The sequence below is a fragment of the Paraburkholderia sp. Ac-20342 genome, assembly GCF_017104985.1.
Lineage (GTDB): Bacteria > Pseudomonadota > Gammaproteobacteria > Burkholderiales > Burkholderiaceae > Paraburkholderia.
This window is the reverse complement of record NZ_JAAGPQ010000125.1, coordinates 1-17,987: the sequence shown is the minus strand read 5'-3', so window position 1 is coordinate 17,987 and position 17,987 is coordinate 1. Positions and strand designations below refer to the sequence as shown.

Genomic DNA, 17,987 nt, shown 5'->3' with positions numbered 1-17,987 from the left:
ATGATCCTCAGGAAGCTGCGGCTTCTTTGCGCCCTTGTTCTGTTCGCTTTGCTCAACCGCTCGACCACTGTCGTCTTCACGGCATGAGGGCTAACGCCGCGCAAAACGAATTATTCAGGCCGGACTATTTCGTGTGAAAAGATATCAAGATTGCTTGGGATTTCGCCTCGACAGCTGCAACGAATTTTTACAAAAAATTCAGGAGATGGAATAAAGCACTATTACCTTAGTGTAAGGCTGCGACGTGCGCGCGAGCGGGTGATTCAATCAAGCATGAGCATTCTCGATATCTCTATCGCTAGCGGTTTCTATTCAGTCACCAATTTTTCTCAAAGCTATAAGGCTTTTTTTGGAATTTCACCCGTTCAAGATCGCAAGTCAATGCAGGCTAAGAGTGGCTAACACAACTTGGACATCAATCCATAGGTCACGTATCCTGGTGGCATGGCAAGACGCAAAATCAGCAACGAACTGAGGGTAGCGCTGGAGCCGTTGATTCCGGCATTCACGCCTTCCCCCAAAGACGGTCGCCAGCGCACTGGGGATGATTGCCGAGTGGATTAGTGGAACGGCCCCCTGAATTACCGGACATGGTCTCCCCCTTAAAATAGCGGGTAGGTCAAAGATGCAAAGGCCGGGAAGTCTGCCCGCCCATGCCTTGAAGCGTTATCACGCAGCGAATGCTTCTGCCACTGCCGGCGCCATATGCGCAGCCTCTACCTGCGCTTTACCGCAATACAGTCCCCAGTCTTCCATCATCAGGCGCCGACGTTCGAGCTGATCGCGACGCCGGTAGGCTGCCACTGTCTGCGATACGATGACGTGAGCCAGTGCTTCCTCTGCGAGCGAATCAGGATAATCCGTACATTCAGCAACCCAGTCACGAAACGTCGACCGGAAACCATGCACGGTAATTCCATGTCGAGACATGCGTCTCAGAAGTGTCAGCATCGCCATGTTCGACAACGGACGCCCTTCCTTGCAGCCCGGGAACAGATAACCGTATTTCGCTTTGGGTAGTGCGTTGCACACTATTTCGACAGCGCGGTCACAAAGCGGTACGCGAAGCGGCCGACCGCTCTTCGTACGATCGGCAGGAATGGACCATGTGCGGGCAGCAAGATCAAACTCCTCCGACCGAGCAAAACGCACCTCGTTCGTGCGGGTTGCCGTGAGAATGAGCAGATGCAATACGCGCGCCGCACGCCGGGGACGCTGCTCAAGCTCACGGATAAATGCGGGCAGGTCCTCCCATGGTAATGCGGGATGGTGGTTCACCTGAGAGCGCTTCTTCGACCGCGGCAACACAAGCTGCAGATGGTCAACGTATCGTGCCGGGTTGCTGCCAGTACGATGACCCAGCACCGTTTCTGCATCGAGGATCGCCTTGATGCGACCGCGTACACGGCGCGCGGTCTCCGCCTTCTTCGTCCAGATCGGCTGAAGAATTCGCACGATCATCGCCGTGTCGATGTCGCGCACGCGGACGTCACCGATCACCGGATACGCGTACGTTTTGAGCGTGTTTTCCCACTGCTGGACATGCTTGCGATTTCGCCACTGGGGTTCATGCGCGCGAATAAACGCTTCAGTGGCTTCACGAAACGTCACATTGGCATCCGGCGATATATCCAGCAGTTGTCTGCGCTGCTGCTCACGCCGCGCAAGGATGGGATCGATCAGATCTCTGACCATGTCACGGTACCCCGCGACCAGTTTCCGCGCCTCGCTCAGAGAAACTCGCGAGAGCGGACCGAGCCCCATTTCTCGTACACGCCCGTTCAGTTTGAACCGGAACACCCATGACCGCGCACCGCTGTCCGCGATCTGCATGTAGAGGCCACCACCATCCGCATAATGACCCGGCGTCACTTCTTTCGCGACTCGCAGAGCGCTGAGCCGATGCAACTGTCGTCCCGCCATGTCGCCCTCCCTACCCACAAACCCACATCGCTACCCATACTTCGTGAGGAAATTGTGCGGGACGTCAACGGTAGTCGCAAGCAAGTCGTTACCCACAAATCGCTTTAAAATCAGCGACCTGGAGAACGTCAGCGGAAGCGAGAGGAATAGCCCGGAAGAACCATCTGGCGGAAGACAGCCGGAGTCGAACCGACCTGAGAGCGTCTGACGCCCTCAACTGAGTTTGAAGCTCAGCCGCACCACCGGATGCGAATGTCTTCCTTCGGTGATTGCAAAACGACGAGTCGATGATGAAGCATCGATCGACTGCACGCCGCCGCTCAAAGCATATCGAGCCAGCGGCTATCCGTGCGCAGCAGGTGCAACCCACGGTGGAAGCGAGTATACCCAACCCGGTCGAAGAACTCCAAAAGCTGGATCGCGCGTTTTCTGCCGAGTCCGGTGACGTCGCGAAACGGCGCCGCCGCCACCGTGCCCGCGTTTTTCCGCGCTTCAACCGCCGCAATCGCAGCGAGTTCGCGAACCACATCCTGGTGATAGAACAGATCGTGCACGACCTGGAACAGCTCGCCCTGCCGCGCGAGCTTGCGCAGCAACTGACGCATGCGCTCCTCGGTCACGCCGTGTGCCTTCGCGAGATCGCGCACCCACGGCGGATCGAAGCGCCCCGCCTCAATCTCGGGCAGCAGCGCGGTGGCAAGCGCGCGATCGGCGTCGTCGAGCGTCACCGTGTGGCCGGGCAAATGCAGCCACGGTCCGCGTTTGACGATCTCGCCACGCGCGGCCGCAGCGTCCACCAGCGCGCGCCACAGCACATCGTCGACGAGCGGCGCCGCGATGCGCCGCAGGCGCGACACGTCCGGGCCGAGTTCGTCGGGCGAGCGTTCGTGATATTGCGCAAGCGCCCCCGTCAATCGTTCGGCAAGCGCGTCCCATGCCGCGCCCGCAAACAGCAAGGCATCGTGCCCCGGCAATTCGATCGTGCGCGTATCGGCCGGCAACGCGAGCGCGGCGGTGGGCCTGCCCGTCAGACGTTCGAGCAGCGTGCGCGACAGGCCGCGCGGCGCGCACGCAAACAGCGCATCGAGCGAGCCGGTGTCGAGCATCGTTTCGATGGCATCGAGCCACGCGAGCCGTTCCGCCGCGCGCCGCTTGCGCGCGGGCGCGAACGGATCGAGCACATGGCCGCCGCCCACCGTGCGATTGGCCTGCGCATTGCGCACGACGAAGCGATCACCGGGCACCGCGCACAGCGGCCGCTCGAACACCAGTTGCACGCGCGCACACTGTCCCGCGCCGAGCGTGTCGCCGTCGAGCAGCGCGACGTGCGCGACCTGATGCTGCGTGCCGAGATGCACGTGCAGCGGCGTCCAATGTTCGAACGCATGCGGCGCGTCGGCGAGCAGCGTCAGCATCACGTCGATGCGCTCGCTCGCTTGCGACAAACGCGCATCGACGATCCAGTCGCCGCGATCGATCGCGCTCTTCTCGATGCCCGCGAGATTCAACGCGCAGCGCTCGCCGGCGCGGCCGGTTTCGGCGGGACGATTCTGCGCGTGAATGCTGCGCACGCGCACGGGCTCGTTCTTCGGCGCGAGCAGCATCGTCTCGCCGACGCTCACGCTGCCCGCCACCACGGTCCCGGTAACGATCGTGCCCTGCCCTGCCAGCGTGAACACGCGATCGACGGCGAGACGGAACAGCCCGTCGTCGCGCTTCATGCGCCATGCCGCGGCCTGCTCGCGCAGATACGCATTCAGCGCGGCCACGCCCGCGTCGTCCGCGCGCGTCGCGCAGGTGTCGAAGACGGGCGCATCGCCCAGCACGCTGCCGCCGACGAACGCCGCCACTTCCGCATGCGCATCCTGCAGACGCTGCGCATCGACGCGATCGACCTTCGTCAGCGCAATTGCGCCGCGTTTGATGCCGAGCAGTTCGACGATCGCCAGATGCTCGCGCGTTTGCGGCATCACGCCGTCGTCGGCGGCGATCACGAGCAGCGCGAAGTCGATGCCGCTCGCGCCGGCTGTCATCGTATGCACGAGCTTTTCGTGACCCGGCACGTCGATCAGACCGAGCACGTCGCCGTTTTCGAGCGGCACGTACGCATAGCCGAGTTCGATCGAAATGCCGCGCGCTTTTTCTTCCTTGAGGCGGTCCGTATCGACGCCCGTCAGCGCCTTCACGAGACTCGTTTTGCCGTGATCGATATGCCCCGCCGTGCCGACGATCATGCGTGCTGGCCCTTCAGTTGCGCGATCAGTTGCGCCTCGTCGCCCGCTTCGAGGCAGCGCAGATCGAGACGCAACGCGTCGTCCGCGATCCGGCCGATCACCGGCCGCGCCATCTCGCGCAACTGCTTTTCGAGCGCGAGCAGTTGCCGGCCGCCGCGCTTGCCGTCCGCCAGCCTGACGACGAGCCCATAGCTCGGCAGCACGTCGACCGGCAACGCGCCGCTGCCGATCTGGCTGAACATCGGCTCGGCGCTCACCGTGTAGCGCGCGCCGAGCGCCTGCTGCAACGCCGGCTGCACGCGTTGCGCGGCGCCGTGAATCTCGTCGGCGGCCCGCGTAAGCAGGCGCAGCGTGGTGAGCCGCTCGGTCAGCTTCTCCGGCGCGCGATACAGCTGCAACACCGGTTCCAGCGCCGCGAGCGTGAGCTTGCCGACGCGCAGCGCGCGCTTTAGCGGATGCTTCTTGATCTTCGCGATCAGATCGCGCCGCCCGACGATCAACCCGGCTTGCGGGCCGCCGAGCAGTTTGTCGCCGCTGAACGTGACGACGTCGGCGCCGGCCTCGACGGTCTCGCGCACGGTCGGCTCGCGCGGCAAGCCCCATTCGCTGAGATCGACGAGCGTGCCGCTGCCGAGATCGACGGCGACCGCGAGACCGCGCGCATGCGCGAGCGGCGCGATTTCCGCGAGGCTGGCTTCCTTCGTGAAGCCGCTGATCGCGTAATTGCTCGCGTGGACTTTCATCAGCAGCGCGGTGCGTGCGTTGATCGCTTCGTCGTAGTCCTTCAGATGCGTGCGGTTCGTCGTGCCGACTTCGCGCAGCTTCGCGCCCGCGCGGCTCATGATGTCGGGAATGCGAAACGCACCGCCGATTTCGACGAGTTCGCCGCGCGACACCACGACTTCCTTCTTCGCCGCCAGCGCGGACAGCGTGAGCAGCACCGCGGCCGCGTTGTTGTTGACCACGGTCGAGGCTTCGGCGCCGGTCAGCTCGCAGATCAGTTCGTCGATCAGATCGTCGCGGTCGCCGCGCTTGCCGGTGGCGAGATCGAATTCGAGATTCGCCGGCTGCGTGAGCGCGCTCATCACGGCGCGCACCGCTTCGTCGGGCAACAGCGCGCGGCCGAGGTTCGTGTGCAGCACCGTGCCGGTGAGATTGAACACGCTGCGCAGACGCGGCGCGTTGCGCGCGCGCAGCGCCGCTTCGACCGTGCCCTGCAATTGCCCGGTATCGAGCGCGCCGAGCGGCGGATTATCGGCCGCGTGGCCCGATTGCGCGTGCAGCCGCCAGGCATCGAGCGCGGCGCGCAGCGCGTTGAGCACCTGGGTGCGTCCGTATTCGCTCACGAGCGCCGCGAATGGCTCCGACGCCATGACCTTTTCCACCGACGGCACGCGCGCCATCAGCGCGCGCAATTCCGAGCCGCTCACATCGCTCACGGGCAATCCTTGTGTCGTTTTGAACTTGCGCCAAGCTGCTGACTGGTTGCGGCCTGGCGGCTGCCTCGCTGTTGCCTCGCCGTTACCTATTCCGCCGATGCGCCGCTGTCCGGCTCGGCCGCGCCGGCGCTCTGCTCCGGCCACAGCCACGGATGCGGCGACGCGCGCCGATAGCCTTCCGCGCCCATCAGCAGATCGAGCGTGAGGCTTGCGAGATCGTCCGCGAACGGATCGAAGTCGAAGTCTTTCGCCAGAAAGCCGATCTTGCGGTAAGTATGGCATTCGTCGCACGACTCCGCCTTCAGCGAGGCATGTTTCGATTCGGCCTCGCGCGCGGCCGCGTCGGCATCGGGCGAGCCGACCACGTGATAGGCGATGCCCTTGGTCGAATCGCAGTTCGAGCATTTGGCGCGCACCATGTGCCATTCAGTCGCGCAGAGCCCGCATTGCAGATAGCGGTAGTTGTCGTAGGCGCCGCCCACGCGCACCGTGCTCGCGACCGGATGCGAGCCGCACACGGGACACAGCCCCGGCGTCTCGACGTAGGGCACCGCGCGTTTGTCGATGTCGGCGGCGAGGTCGGTCCACACGACCTGCAGCGCGGCCATGATGAACGGCGCGCTCGCCGGATCGACGTCCTCGAAGCGCTGCGCGAAGATCGCGTCGGCCTGAATGTCGAGCACGGCGGCATCGAGCGTGCGCAGCCGCGCGATCAGCGCGGCGAGCGGCGGCGTGAGCGGACCGGCCGCTTCGACCTTGTCGAGCAACTGGCGCAGCACGTCCTGCCACGCGGGATCGCGCACGCCGGAAAACGCCGGGATCAGCGGCATCGAATGCTGCTGCGCGCTCGCGATCAGCTCGGCGCTCGGCGGCTGCGCCTTGAAGGTCGCGATCACGGCCTGCTGCGCGTCGGCGAGCACGGCCATCAGGCGCAGATAGCCGGCGATCGGATTGTTGAGTGCCGCGAGTTGCCGCAGACGCGCGGCGCGCGGCGCGAACACGGCGAGCCGCTCGGGCATGCGGATGCGGGGGATCGCCGTGTGATCGAGCGATTCGATGTCGCCGGCTTCGAGAATGCGTTGAACCAAGGTGTCGACCTCTGAAAACTGAAGGGCCGCCGCCCGTCATCGACGGGGAGCGGCGGCCCGGTGCGCTGCGAACGGCGCGGCGAAACGCGCCTCGATTGCGGTTTATCCGCGTTTATCCGTTGCTTATTCGCGGCTCGTCGGCCACGCGTTGGCTACTCACTTGCCACTCACTTGCCGATCGTTTCCCGGAACCAGTTCGGATGATGCTTGCGTGCCCAGCCATACGTGACGGTGCCGCGCGTCATCGCGCCGATCGAGCCCTTGACCCACAGCGCCGCATAGACATGCACGATGATGCCGACGATCAGCACGAACGCCGCCGCCGCATGCACGAGCGCCGCGAGCCGGATCACCCCGATCGGGAAATAGAGCGAGAAGTAGCGCCGCCAGATCACGATGCCGCTCGCGAGCAGCAGCACGAGGCAGACCACCATTACGAAGAACAGCAGCTTCTGGCCGGCGTTGTAGCGTCCGATCGCGGGGAGCTTTTCCTCGCGATTGTTCAGCACGTCGTCGATCTGCCGCATCCACTGGATGTCCGCCCGGTCGAGATAGTTGTGATGCCAGAAACGCAGCGCCAGTATCAGGAACGAGATGAACATCACGCAGCCGACGAACGGATGCAGAATCCGCGTCCATTGCCCGCCGCCGAGCACGAAATACAGAAACGACATCGCCGGATGAAACATCGCGAGGCCGGACAGCGCGAGCAGCACGAACGCGATCGCGGTGATCCAGTGATTGGTGCGCTCGTTCGGCGTGTAGCGCACGATCAGGCGGTTGCCCTTCGCGTCGGTCAGCACGGTATGCTCGAAGTGTTTCATTGCGCGTCCTCCTGCGAACGGCGTGCTTCATCGGCTTCCTGACTGGCCTCGGCTTCGTCGGCCTCGCTCACCTCGTTCGGCCCGACGCGCGTGTAGTGGAAGAAGCCGGCCACCGCCGCGAGCGCCATGCCGGCCAGCGCGAGCGGCTTCGCGATACCCTTCCACAGCTTGACCATCGGACTGATGCGCGGATTGTCCGGCAAGCCGTGATACAGCGAAGGCCGGTCGGCATGATGCAGCACGTACATCACGTGCGTGCCGCCGACGCCCGCCGGATCGTACAGGCCCGCGTTCTGGAAACCGCGGTCTTTCAGGTCCTCGATGCGATCCTCGGCCTGCTGCTTCATGTCCTCCTTGGTGCCGAACATGATCGCGCCGGTCGGGCAGGTCTTCACGCACGCGGGCTCCTGGCCGACCGCCACGCGGTCCGAGCACAGCGTGCACTTGTACGCGCGGTGATCCTTCTTCGACAGACGCGGCACGTTGAACGGACAGCCGGTGATGCAGTAGCCGCAGCCGATGCAGTTTTCCTCGTGGAAATCGACAATGCCGTTCGTGTACTGCACGATCGCGCCCGGCGACGGACAGGCCTTCAGGCAGCCTGGGTCCTCGCAGTGCATGCAGCCGTCCTTGCGGATCAGCCATTCGAGATCGCCGGCGTCGTTCTCGTGCTCCGAAAAGCGCATGACGGTCCACGAATGCTCGCTCAGGTCGGCCGGATTGTCGTAGACGCCCACGTTGTGGCCGATCTCGTCGCGCAGGTCGTTCCACTCCATGCAGGCCGTCTGACACGCCTTGCAGCCGATGCACTTCGACACGTCGATGAGCTTGGCGACCGAGCCCGTGACCGGCTCGCGCACCTGCGGCGCGGGCACGGTCGTGGCCGAGATACGTCTGATGTCTAGTGATTGCAGTGCCATCTCTTTTCCTTATGCCTTTTCGACCTTGACGAGGAACGACTTGAATTCCGGTGTCTGCGAATTCCCGTCGCCCACGGAAGGCGTCAGCGTATTGACGAGATAGCCCGGCCTCGTGAGCCCCTTGAAGCCCCAATGCAACGGCAGGCCGACTGTCTGAACCTTTTTCCCCTCGATCATCAGCGGTTTGATGCGCTTCGTGACGAGCGCCACGGCAATCACATGCCCGCGGTTCGAACTGACCTTGATGCGGTCGCCGGCCACCACGCCGACTTCCTTCGCGAGGTCTTCGCCGATCTCCACGAACTGCTCCGGCTGGATGATCGAGTTCAGGCGCGCGTGCTTGGTCCAGTAATGGAAATGCTCGGTGAGCCGGTAGGTCGTCGCCGTATGCGGGAAGTTCTCGTGCGTGCCGAACGCGGCCTGGTCGTCCGGGAACACGCGGGCCGCCGGATTGCTGACGACCGCCTTGTTGCCCGGATGCAGCGGGTTGTAGCCGAGCGGCGTTTCGAACGGCTCGTAGTGCTCGGGGAACGGCCCCTCGACGAGACCGTCGCGCGCGAAGAACCGCGCGACGCCTTCCGGATTCATGATGAACGGATTCATGCCGTTTTCAGGCGGCTCGTCGATCTTGAAGTCCGGCACGTCGGCACCCGACCAGCTGCTGCCGTTCCACGCGATCAGCTTGCGAGTCGGATCGAACGGCTTGCCGTTCACGTCGCACGACGCGCGGTTGTACAGCACGCGCCGGTTCGCGGGCCATGCCCACGCCCAGTTCAGCGTATTGCCGATGCCGGTCGGGTCCGAGTTGTCGCGGCGGCCCATCTGGTTGCCCGCCTGGGTCCACGAGCCGCAGAAGATCCAGCAGCCGCTCGCGGTGCTGCCGTCGTCGCGCAGCAAGGCGAAGCCCGCGAGCTGTTCGCCCTTCTTCGCGAGCACCTTGGTCTTATCCGTCGGATCGGTGACGTCGGCGAGCGCCTTGCCATTGAACTCCATCGCGAGTTCTTCGGGCGTCGGGCTTTCCGGGTTCGAATACGGCCAGCTCATGTTGAGGATCGGATCGGGATACTTGCCGCCGTCCTTGCGATACGCCTCGCGGATGCGCAGCCACAGCCCCGACATGATCTCGAGATCGCTCTTCGCCTCGCCGGGGCCGTCCGCGCCCTGCCAGTGCCATTGCAGCACGCGGCTCGAACTGACGAGCGAACCGCGCTCTTCGGCGAAGCAAGTGGTCGGCAGACGGAACACCTCGGTCTGGATCGATGCCGAATCGACGTCGTTGAACGCGCCGTGGTTCTTCCAGAACTCGGAGGTTTCGGTCGCGAGCGGGTCCATGATGACAAGCCACTTGAGCCTGGCCAGGCTCGCGCCGATCTTCGCCTTGTTCGGCGCTGCGGCGAGCGGGTTGAAGCCCTGCGCGATATAGCCGGTCATCTTGCCCTGGTTCATCAGCTCGAAGACCTGCAGCATGTCGTAGGACTTGTCGAGCTTCGGCAGATAGTCGTAGCCGAAGTTGTTGTCGGCGCTCGCCTTGTCGCCCCACCACGACTTCATGAAACTGACGTGGAACGCGCGATAGTTGCGCCAGTAGCTCAACTGGTTCGGCCGCAGCGGCTGCGTGGCGCGCTTCGCGATATAGGCGTCGAAGTCCTGCTCCGCTTCCATCGGCAGCGTCATGTAGCCCGGCAGCAGGTTCGACATCAGGCCGAGGTCCGTCAGGCCCTGGATGTTCGAGTGGCCGCGCAGCGCGTTCATGCCGCCGCCCGCGATGCCGATGTTGCCAAGCAGCAATTGCACCATCGCGCCGGTGCGGATGATCTGCGAGCCGACCGAGTGATGCGTCCAGCCGAGCGCGTACATGATCGTGCCGGCGCGTCCGGGCACCGCCGTCGAGGCGAGCATCTCGCACACGTGCAGGAACTTCTCCTTCGGCGTGCCGCAGATTTTCTCGACCTGCTCGGGCGTGTAGCGCGAGTAGTGCTGCTTCATCAGCTGATAGACGCAGCGCGGGTCCTGCAGCGTCGGATCGACCTTGACGAAGCCGTCGGCGCCGCGCTCGTAGTCCCACGAGGTCTTGTCGTAGCTGCGCTTGTCGGCATCGTAGCCGGAATAGAGACCGTCGTTGAAGGCGAAATCTTCACGGACGATGAACGACATGTCCGTGTAGTTCTTCACGTACTCGTGCTGGATCTTGTCGTTCGTCAGCAGGTAATTGATTACCCCGCCAAGGAACGTAATGTCCGAGCCGGTGCGGATCGGTGCGTAGTAGTCCGCGACCGAAGCCGTGCGCGTAAAGCGCGGGTCGACCACGATCAGACGCGCCTTGCGGTGCGCCTTGGCTTCGGTGACCCATTTGAAACCGCACGGGTGCGCCTCGGCCGCATTGCCGCCCATCACGAGAATCACATCCGCGTTTCTGATGTCGACCCAATGGTTCGTCATCGCTCCACGGCCAAACGTCGGGGCAAGACCTGCCACCGTCGGGCCATGTCAGACACGCGCCTGATTGTCGAATGCGAGCATGCCAAGGCTGCGGACAGCCTTGTGCGTCAGATAACCGACTTCGTTGCTGCCGGCCGATGCCGCCAGCATGCCGGTGGTCAGCCAGCGGTTGACCTTCTTGCCGTCCGCGGTCGTCTCGACGAAGTTCGCGTCGCGGTCTTCCTTCATGAGCTTCGCGATGCGGTCGAGCGCGTCCTGCCACGACATGCGTTTCCACTCGTTCGAGCCGGGCGCGCGGTACTCGGGGTAATGCAGGCGGCTTTCGCTATGGATGAAATCGATCAGGCTCGCCCCCTTCGGGCACAGCGTGCCGCGATTGACCGGATGGTCGGGGTCGCCCTCGATGTGGATGATGCTCGACTTCGCGTTCTTCGCGCCGTCGCCGAGTCCGTACATGAGGATGCCGCAGCCCACCGAGCAGTACGGGCAGGTGTTGCGGGTTTCGGTTGTGCGCGACAATTTGTACTGACGGACTTCGGCCAGCGCGGGGGTCGGCGAGAAGCCCATCAGGGCGAGGCTCGATCCGGCAAGCGTGGTGGCGGAGACCTTCAGGAATTGTCGCCGGGTCATCTGGGTCATTGAATGGCCTCGGCTCTTTTGGGGACAAATTTGATTATAGATGCCGGTTTCGCGACCTGCAGCGAGATCGTCAGCCACGCTCCGCGCGGGCCGAACCGGCGCCCCGCGGCGCTGCACGGTGCCGGCACAGGCTTCATAATGCGGTGATTCGAAGCCCCGGACCCCGCGCCCTCATGACCCAAGCCCAAGCAAACCAGCCGCCCCGCCTCACGAGCCTGTCGCATGGCGGCGGCTGCGGCTGCAAGATCGCCCCCGGCCTGCTCGCCGACCTGCTCAGACGCAGCGCCCCGCTGCCGTTCTTCCCCGACCTGCTGGTCGGCAACGACACCGCCGACGACGCCGCCGTCTACCGGCTCAACGACGAGCAGGCGATCGTCGCGACCACCGACTTCTTCATGCCGATCGTCGACGATCCGTTCGACTTCGGCCGCATCGCCGCGACCAACGCGCTGTCCGACGTCTACGCGATGGGCGGCAAGCCGATCATGGCGCTGGCGATCGTCGGCATGCCGATCAACGTGCTGCCGCACGACGTGATCGCGGCCGTGCTGAAAGGCGGCGAATCGGTCTGCGCCGATGCCGGCATCCCGCTCGCGGGCGGCCATTCGATCGATTCGGTCGAGCCGATCTACGGCCTTGTCGCGCTTGGCGTCGTCGATCCGAAGCGCGTCAAGCGCAATGCGGGCGGCCGGGCCGGCGACGTGCTGATCCTCGGCAAACCGCTCGGCGTCGGCATTCTGTCGGGCGCGCTCAAGAAAGACCGGCTCGACGCGGCCGGCTACGCGGCGATGATCGGCGCGACCACCCAGCTGAACCGCCCGGGCGCGGAGCTGGCCCGTCTCGACGGCGTGCATGCGCTGACCGACGTCACCGGCTTCGGCCTGCTCGGCCATACACTGGAACTGGCGCGCGGCTCGCAGCTGACCGCGCGCGTGCGCTATGCGGACCTGCCGTGGCTGCCGCACGTCGCGAGTCTCGCGGAAGCCGGCATCTTTACCGGCGCGTCGGGCCGCAACTGGGACGCGTACGGCCGCGACGTCGTGCTGCCCGCGACGCTGCCGCCGGCCGCCCGCGCGCTGCTGACCGATCCGCAGACGTCGGGCGGGCTGCTGGTGTCGTGCGCGCCCGAGGCGGTCGACGAAGTGCTCGCGCTGTTCCACGCCGACGGGTTCGGCGAGGCGCGCGTGATCGGCGAGATGGTGAGCGGAGCCGCGCGCGTCGAGGTGGTCTGACGCGGTCTGGAGCGGGTCTGAAACGGCCGGGAGCGGGTGAGCGGCGCGGCCCGCCCGGGCCGTCCATGCGATAATTTCGCTCTTCCCGCCGTCCGCTTCGTCCCTATTCCCTTGAAAAATCTTCTCGTCACGCTCGACAAAGCCGGCGATTTCGATGAAATCGTCGACGTACGCACCCCGCTCGAGTTCGCGGAAGACCATATTCCGGGCGCCATCAGCGCGCCGGTGCTGAGCAACGAGGAACGCGTGCTGGTCGGCACGACCTACAAGCAGGTCTCGCCCTTCGAGGGCACGCGGCTCGGCGCGGCGCTCGTCGCGCGCAACATCGCGCATCACCTGGAAACGACCTTCGCGGACCGCCCGCGCAGCTGGCGGCCGCTCATCTACTGCTGGCGCGGCGGCAAGCGCTCGGGCTCGGTCACGACGCTGTTCAACATGATCGGCTGGCCGGCGCGGCAACTCGACGGCGGCTACAAAAGCTACCGGCGCGCGACGCTCGATACGCTCGACACACTGCCGCAAACCTTCGGCTACATCGCGCTGGTCGGCCCGACCGGCAGCGGCAAGACGCGTCTGCTGTCGGCGCTCGCGCAGGCGGGCGCGCAGACGCTCGACCTCGAAGCGCTCGCCTCGCATCGCGGCTCGCTGCTCGGCGCGTGGGCCGGCGTGCCGCAGCCGTCGCAAAAGCGCTTCGACACGCTGCTCGTCACCGCGCTGCGCGGTTTCGACCCGGGCCGGCCGGTGTTCGTCGAGGCGGAAAGCCGCCGCATCGGCTCGATCACGCTGCCGCTCGCGCTGCTCGACACGTTCCATCGCGGCGCGTGCGTCGAGGTGCGTTCGAGCCGCGAGGACCGCGCGGCCTTCCTGCTGCACGACTACGCGCACCTGTTCGACCATCCCGAGTACCTGAAGGCGCAGTTGCAACGGCTGATCGGCCTGCATAGCCGCGAGCGCGTGACGGGCTGGCTGCGGCTCGTCGACGAAAACCGCCGCGCCGAACTCGCGGGCGAACTGATCGAACGGCATTACGACCCCGCCTATGCGCGCAGCAGCGGTCAGCACTTCGAGCAGTTGCCGAACGCGCTGCCACTCGATTTCCGCCCGAACGACGCCGACGTCGTCGAGCAGGCAAAAACGCTGCTCGCGCAGCTCGAAAGCCGAACGCTCGTCGCCGGCTAATCCAAACGAACGACCTCTGGACCCCCATGCAATCTACCCTTCGGCAACCTCGCGTCGCGCTCGGCTGGATCGTCTTTTTGCTGATCGCCGTCATCGGCCTCTTCTATGTGAAGTGGTTCCCGTACTACAACCGCGCGTTCGTCGCCGCGAGCCAGCACTCGATCGGCAAATCGATCCTGATGGGCTCGTCCGCGAGCGCGCCGGCCGCGTCGTGGCAAGCCGCGATCGACTACGCGCTCGCCTACGGCAAGGCGATCTGGCAGGCCATGGTGCTCGGCCTGCTGCTCGGCTCCGCAGTGCAGGCGCTGATTCCGCCGCAGTGGGTCGCGCGCGCGCTCGGCCGCACCGATTTCGGCAGCGTCGTGAAGGGCGGCCTGATGTCGCTGCCGGGCATGATGTGCACGTGCTGCGCGGCGCCGGTCGTCGCCGGTTTGCGGGCGCGCGAGGCGGCGCCGGGCGCGGCGATCGCGTTCTGGCTCGGCAACACCGCGCTCAATCCGGCCACGCTGATTTTCATGGGCTTCGTGCTCGGCTGGCAGTGGATGGGCCTGCGCCTCGCGCTCGGCCTCGTGATGGTGTTCGGCCTCGGCTATCTGGTGAACCGCATGGTCACGCCGCAGGAAGCGCAAGCGTCGCAGGCGGCCGTGGCCGAGCTGATCAGCCGCGACGATCCGGGCACCGCGCTCACGCGCTGGATCAAGATTCTCGGCCGGATGACGCTGCGCCTCGTGCCCGAGTACATCGTGCTCGTGCTGGTGCTCGGCGCGGCGCGCGCGTGGCTGTTTCCGCACATCGGACCGGACATCGACAACAGCCTCTTGTGGATCATCGCGCTCTCGATTGCCGGCACGCTGTTCGTGATTCCGACCGCCGGCGAAGTGCCGATCATTCAGGCGATGCTGTCGTTCGGCATGGCGGCGGGCCCCGCCGGCGCGCTGCTGATGACGCTGCCGCTCGTCAGCGTGCCGTCGCTCGCGATGCTGTCGCGCTCGTTTCCGAAGCGCGTGCTGACCGTGGTCGCGGTGGCGGTCGCGCTGTGCGGAGTCGTAAGTGGCTTGCTGGCCGTGGCGTTGGGGTTCTGAAGCGGCGTTGCCTGCTCTGCCGAACGATGAAACGTATCGCCGCATTCGCCGTGACCTGCTGGTCGGCTGCCGGGCTGCTGTATAGCGGGCAGCACTCGGTGGTGCTGATCGCGTTGAGCGGCGTCGTGGTGCTGGCGGGATTCGATCTGCTGCGGCCGTAAGGGGGTTTGCGGTCTGCGCCCACCCTACGCTCGACCGGCCAGCGCCTCGCGAATCGCGGCGAGCCACAGCGCCACTGCATGCGCGCCCGGGTCCGCGTAACCGAGCGCGCGCTCGCCGACATAGCTCGAACGCCCACGGCGCGGATGCATCGATGCGGTGCGCGAAGTGCCGTCGACCGCTGCGGCGACGGCCGCGTTCAAGGCAGCATCCGTCGTCACCGCTAGCGCGAGCGCACCGTGCAACGCATCGGCGGCGGGCTTGAGCGCATCGACCATCGTGCGGTCGCCGGGCTTCGCGCCACCCAGTTCCATCAATCCATCGACACCCGCGCTGAAGGCCGCCGCCCACTGCTGCGCCGTAGGCGCGCCCGACGATTCGAGCGCGGCCGCCGCACGCAGCAGCATCACCGCGTACAGCGGCCCCGACGTGCCGCCGACCACGCGCCGCAACGTCGCGGACATGCCGCGCAACACGGCCCCCGGGGACGACTCCGCCGCATACGAATCGAGTTCGTGCTGCACGGCGCGGGCGCCGCGCGCGAGGCTGATGCCGAGATCGCCATCGCCGACGCGCTGATCCATCCCGGTTAGCGTCGGCTCCGCTTCGAGCAGACACGCGCAAACGGCTTCGATCACCCGACGCAGCGTGGCCTCGCGCGCGAGCGTCGCGCCGCTCGCCTGTTGCGGCGCGGCGGGCGCGGATCGTACGGACACCTGCGCGACGCGGCCACTCAACGCGGGCCATGCGCTCGTGTGCGCGGCCGCATCGAGCCACGCAAGCCGCTCGTCGTCCACGCGCAGCAGCGTCAGCGAGACGCCGGCCATTTCCAGTGCGCTCAGGAACGTGCCGGCCCATGCGCGCTCGACCTTGATGCCTCGCCTGTCCAGCTCGCGCAACGCGACGCCGGCCACCACGTTCAATTCGCTCGACGGCGTGCCGCCGAGGTTGTTCACGAGCAGCGTCACGCGCTCGCCTGCCTGCAATACAAGATCGTCGACGATCTTCGCAAGCAGCTTGCCGACGATCGCCTCGGCCGGCTCGAGCATGCCGCGCGCGACGCCCGGTTCGCCGTGAATGCCGAGGCCCCATTCGATTTCGCCGTCGGCCAGCTCGAAGCCCGGCTTGCCCGCTGCCGGCACTGTGCATGGCGTCAGCGCGACGCCCATCGTGCCGAGCGACGCAGCCGTCTCGCGTGCGATCCGCGCGACCTCGGCGAGCGGCATGCCGCGCGCGGCCGCCGCGCCGGCGATCTTGTGAACCAGCACCGTGCCCGCGAGTCCGCGACGGCCGGCGTGATCGCCACGCGCGGTCAGCGCGACGTCGTCGGCGACGATCACCATGTCGACGGGGATGCCCTCGGCGCGCGCAATCTCGGCGGCGAGGCCGAAGTTGAAACGGTCGCCCGTGTAGTTCTTCACGATCAGCAACACGCCCGCGGGGCCGGCCACCGCGCGTATCGCGTCGAGCACGGCATCTGTCGACGGCGACGTGAACACCTCGCCGGCCACCGCCGCGCTCAGCATGCCGTGGCCCACATAGCCGCCGTGCGCGGGCTCGTGACCCGAGCCGCCACCCGAGATCAACGCGACTTCGCCGCGCGCGGCCACGGCTTCGGCATCGGCGCGCACGACGATCGTGCCGCCCTGCAGGAGCGAAAGATGAGGATTGAGCGCCACGAGTCCGTCGAGCATGTCGGGGACCACGGTGGACACGTCGTTGATGAGCTTCTTCATTGCGTCAGCTCCCTGTGAAGCTGCCGGCATCGCATGCAGGCGGACGGCAGTTGAGTCGGTGACGAAAGCACGAAGCCTAACTGTACCGCGCATTGGCGCAAGACGACGCGATACGGTGAAGCGCTGGTGCGGGTGCACCGAAGTACTCGCTATGCGTTACTTGTGCTGGCGCCGAGTCGCATGCAAGCAAAGAAAACGGGGGGATGTACTGCGGATTCGAGAAACTACCGAAAGATTACGAGGCCTGCTGCTGCCTGAATTGACAGGAGCGTAGACGAAAGCGGAACCGCTTTCGTCTACGCCACAGATGCGTTGGTAGGCTCGATTGGATTCGAACCAACGACCCCCACCATGTCAAGGTGGTGCTCTAACCAACTGAGCTACGAGCCTTTAGAGGCGCGAATTATAGAGACTCCTTGCGCACCGCACAAGCCCTCCGCGCAATTTATCGCGCGGTACGTTGCGTCGTGTGTGTGGTGCTGTTCGTGGTGAGCCGCCTGAACGACAGGCGTGACGCATTGGTACGTTCGCGCGGTCTGCGTATCGAGCGGATAAACCGGCCGCGGCATAGGCTCGAACCGGAAGAGAGGCCGTAGTCCGAACGCGTGATGCGGCGGCGATCGTATTCGACGAGTGCTGCGGCAATCGGCACGAGAACCGGGCTGCAATACCTGTGTGATCTGAGCGGCAGGAAACGCGCGCGACGCGGATCGATATCGACCGCTTTCAGACATGCAGCGATCACCTGGCTCATTCATGTGTGTGCCCGGTAACGACAAGCTTCACGGTGCCGGTGTCGCGTATCGCTCGGCAGGCGCGATGAACGCGCGTGGCCCGGTGCAGGTTGGAGCGCTGATCGCGTGTTCGCCGTCGGTCAGCGCGCGCACGATGCCCGTCACTGCGAGCGGTGGGCGCAGCCTCCGCGCGTCGCCCGTGAGCTTGTTGCCGATGGTCACGGTGCCATGCTGTCAACGCCCGCCGCTATCAGCGCAACGACGGCCTGCGGATCGCACAACGGCCCGCTGGCGATGCCTTCGAGGTTCTCGCAACCTTTCTTCGAGCAAAACTATCGTGTCGTACGTGCCGTCCGACA

General features: G+C 65.5%; 13 protein-coding genes, 2 tRNA genes and 1 pseudogene. 5 read left to right on the top strand and 11 right to left on the bottom strand.

The genetic code is table 11. From position 1 onward, the window contains the following. Positions 1-444 precede the first annotated feature (444 nt). Positions 445-537, top strand: a pseudogene (locus tag G3N58_RS34355) (IS5/IS1182 family transposase); the annotation flags it as partial. Positions 538-669: 132 nt separating this feature from the next. Here the strand turns inward: G3N58_RS34355 and G3N58_RS31195 are convergent. The 8 genes from G3N58_RS31195 to fdnG form a co-directional block, all read right to left on the bottom strand. Next, positions 670-1,923, bottom strand: a complete 1,254-nt coding sequence (locus G3N58_RS31195; RefSeq protein WP_206001103.1) for a site-specific integrase — start codon at positions 1,921-1,923, stop codon at positions 670-672. 165 nt (positions 1,924-2,088) lie between these two features. After that, positions 2,089-2,184: transfer RNA gene (locus G3N58_RS31190), tRNA-Sec, on the bottom strand. Positions 2,185-2,243: 59 nt separating this feature from the next. Beyond that, positions 2,244-4,157, bottom strand: a complete 1,914-nt coding sequence (gene selB / locus G3N58_RS31185; protein ID WP_206001102.1) for a selenocysteine-specific translation elongation factor — start codon at positions 4,155-4,157, stop codon at positions 2,244-2,246. Then, entirely contained in the window at positions 4,154-5,596 is a 1,443-nt protein-coding gene (gene selA / locus G3N58_RS31180) for an L-seryl-tRNA(Sec) selenium transferase (RefSeq protein ID WP_206001101.1), read from the bottom strand. The genes selB and selA overlap by 4 nt, the downstream gene beginning before the upstream one ends. An 86-nt stretch (positions 5,597-5,682) precedes the next feature. Then, positions 5,683-6,684: a formate dehydrogenase accessory protein FdhE gene (gene fdhE, locus G3N58_RS31175; RefSeq protein ID WP_206001100.1), complete on the bottom strand. Its 1,002-nt coding sequence runs from the start codon at positions 6,682-6,684 to the stop codon at positions 5,683-5,685. A gap of 167 nt (positions 6,685-6,851) precedes the next feature. Further along, the gene (locus tag G3N58_RS31170) at positions 6,852-7,508 is read right to left on the bottom strand and encodes a formate dehydrogenase subunit gamma (RefSeq protein ID WP_167284807.1); all 657 of its coding nucleotides are present in this window, start codon (positions 7,506-7,508) and stop codon (positions 6,852-6,854) included. Continuing rightward, the gene (fdxH, locus tag G3N58_RS31165) at positions 7,505-8,428 is read right to left on the bottom strand and encodes a formate dehydrogenase subunit beta (RefSeq protein ID WP_167048042.1); all 924 of its coding nucleotides are present in this window, start codon (positions 8,426-8,428) and stop codon (positions 7,505-7,507) included. Before fdxH ends, G3N58_RS31170 begins: the two co-directional genes overlap by 4 nt. A gap of 9 nt (positions 8,429-8,437) precedes the next feature. Further along, a complete protein-coding gene (gene fdnG, locus G3N58_RS31160) occupies positions 8,438-11,506 on the bottom strand; it encodes a formate dehydrogenase-N subunit alpha (RefSeq protein ID WP_206001099.1) in 3,069 nt (1,022 codons plus the stop codon). Positions 11,507-11,679: 173 nt separating this feature from the next. Between fdnG and selD the strand changes: the two genes are divergently transcribed. The 4 genes from selD to G3N58_RS34555 all read left to right on the top strand — a co-directional run bounded on the left by selD (position 11,680) and on the right by G3N58_RS34555 (position 15,160). Then, positions 11,680-12,738 (top strand): selenide, water dikinase SelD, encoded by a 1,059-nt coding sequence (gene selD, locus G3N58_RS31155; RefSeq protein WP_206001098.1) that lies wholly within the window; start codon positions 11,680-11,682, stop codon positions 12,736-12,738. A 111-nt stretch (positions 12,739-12,849) separates the two neighbouring features. Next, positions 12,850-13,917 (top strand): tRNA 2-selenouridine(34) synthase MnmH, encoded by a 1,068-nt coding sequence (gene mnmH / locus G3N58_RS31150; RefSeq protein WP_206001097.1) that lies wholly within the window; start codon positions 12,850-12,852, stop codon positions 13,915-13,917. 26 nt (positions 13,918-13,943) lie between these two features. After that, positions 13,944-14,999 carry a permease gene (locus G3N58_RS31145; RefSeq protein ID WP_206001096.1) on the top strand — a complete coding sequence of 352 codons (1,056 nt, stop codon included), beginning with the start codon at positions 13,944-13,946 and terminating at the stop codon, positions 14,997-14,999. A 26-nt stretch (positions 15,000-15,025) separates the two neighbouring features. Then, positions 15,026-15,160: a hypothetical protein gene (locus tag G3N58_RS34555; RefSeq protein WP_275692079.1), complete on the top strand. Its 135-nt coding sequence runs from the start codon at positions 15,026-15,028 to the stop codon at positions 15,158-15,160. A 24-nt stretch (positions 15,161-15,184) separates the two neighbouring features. Here the strand turns inward: G3N58_RS34555 and dhaK are convergent, their stop codons facing one another. From dhaK to G3N58_RS31130, 3 genes are all read right to left on the bottom strand, one after another. After that, a complete protein-coding gene (dhaK, locus tag G3N58_RS31140) occupies positions 15,185-16,894 on the bottom strand; it encodes a dihydroxyacetone kinase subunit DhaK (protein ID WP_206001095.1) in 1,710 nt (569 codons plus the stop codon). Between the two features lie 313 nt (positions 16,895-17,207). Beyond that, positions 17,208-17,284: transfer RNA gene (locus G3N58_RS31135), tRNA-Val, on the bottom strand. A gap of 392 nt (positions 17,285-17,676) precedes the next feature. Then, entirely contained in the window at positions 17,677-17,850 is a 174-nt protein-coding gene (locus G3N58_RS31130) for a hypothetical protein (protein WP_167048023.1), read from the bottom strand. Positions 17,851-17,987: the final 137 nt, after the last annotated feature.

Excerpts from the sequence above, each read along its gene's own strand:
- selB (WP_206001102.1), bottom strand. The coding sequence starts at position 4,157 with ATGATCGTCGGCACGGCGGGGCATATCGATCACGGCAAAACGAGTCTC.
- G3N58_RS31170 (WP_167284807.1), bottom strand. The coding sequence starts at position 7,508 with ATGAAACACTTCGAGCATACCGTGCTGACCGACGCGAAGGGCAACCGC.
- fdxH (WP_167048042.1), bottom strand. The coding sequence starts at position 8,428 with ATGGCACTGCAATCACTAGACATCAGACGTATCTCGGCCACGACCGTG.
- G3N58_RS31145 (WP_206001096.1), top strand. The coding sequence starts at position 13,944 with ATGCAATCTACCCTTCGGCAACCTCGCGTCGCGCTCGGCTGGATCGTC.
- dhaK (WP_206001095.1), bottom strand. The coding sequence starts at position 16,894 with ATGAAGAAGCTCATCAACGACGTGTCCACCGTGGTCCCCGACATGCTC.
- selD (WP_206001098.1), top strand. The coding sequence starts at position 11,680 with ATGACCCAAGCCCAAGCAAACCAGCCGCCCCGCCTCACGAGCCTGTCG.
- G3N58_RS34555 (WP_275692079.1), top strand. The coding sequence starts at position 15,026 with ATGAAACGTATCGCCGCATTCGCCGTGACCTGCTGGTCGGCTGCCGGG.
- G3N58_RS31195 (WP_206001103.1), bottom strand. The coding sequence starts at position 1,923 with ATGGCGGGACGACAGTTGCATCGGCTCAGCGCTCTGCGAGTCGCGAAA.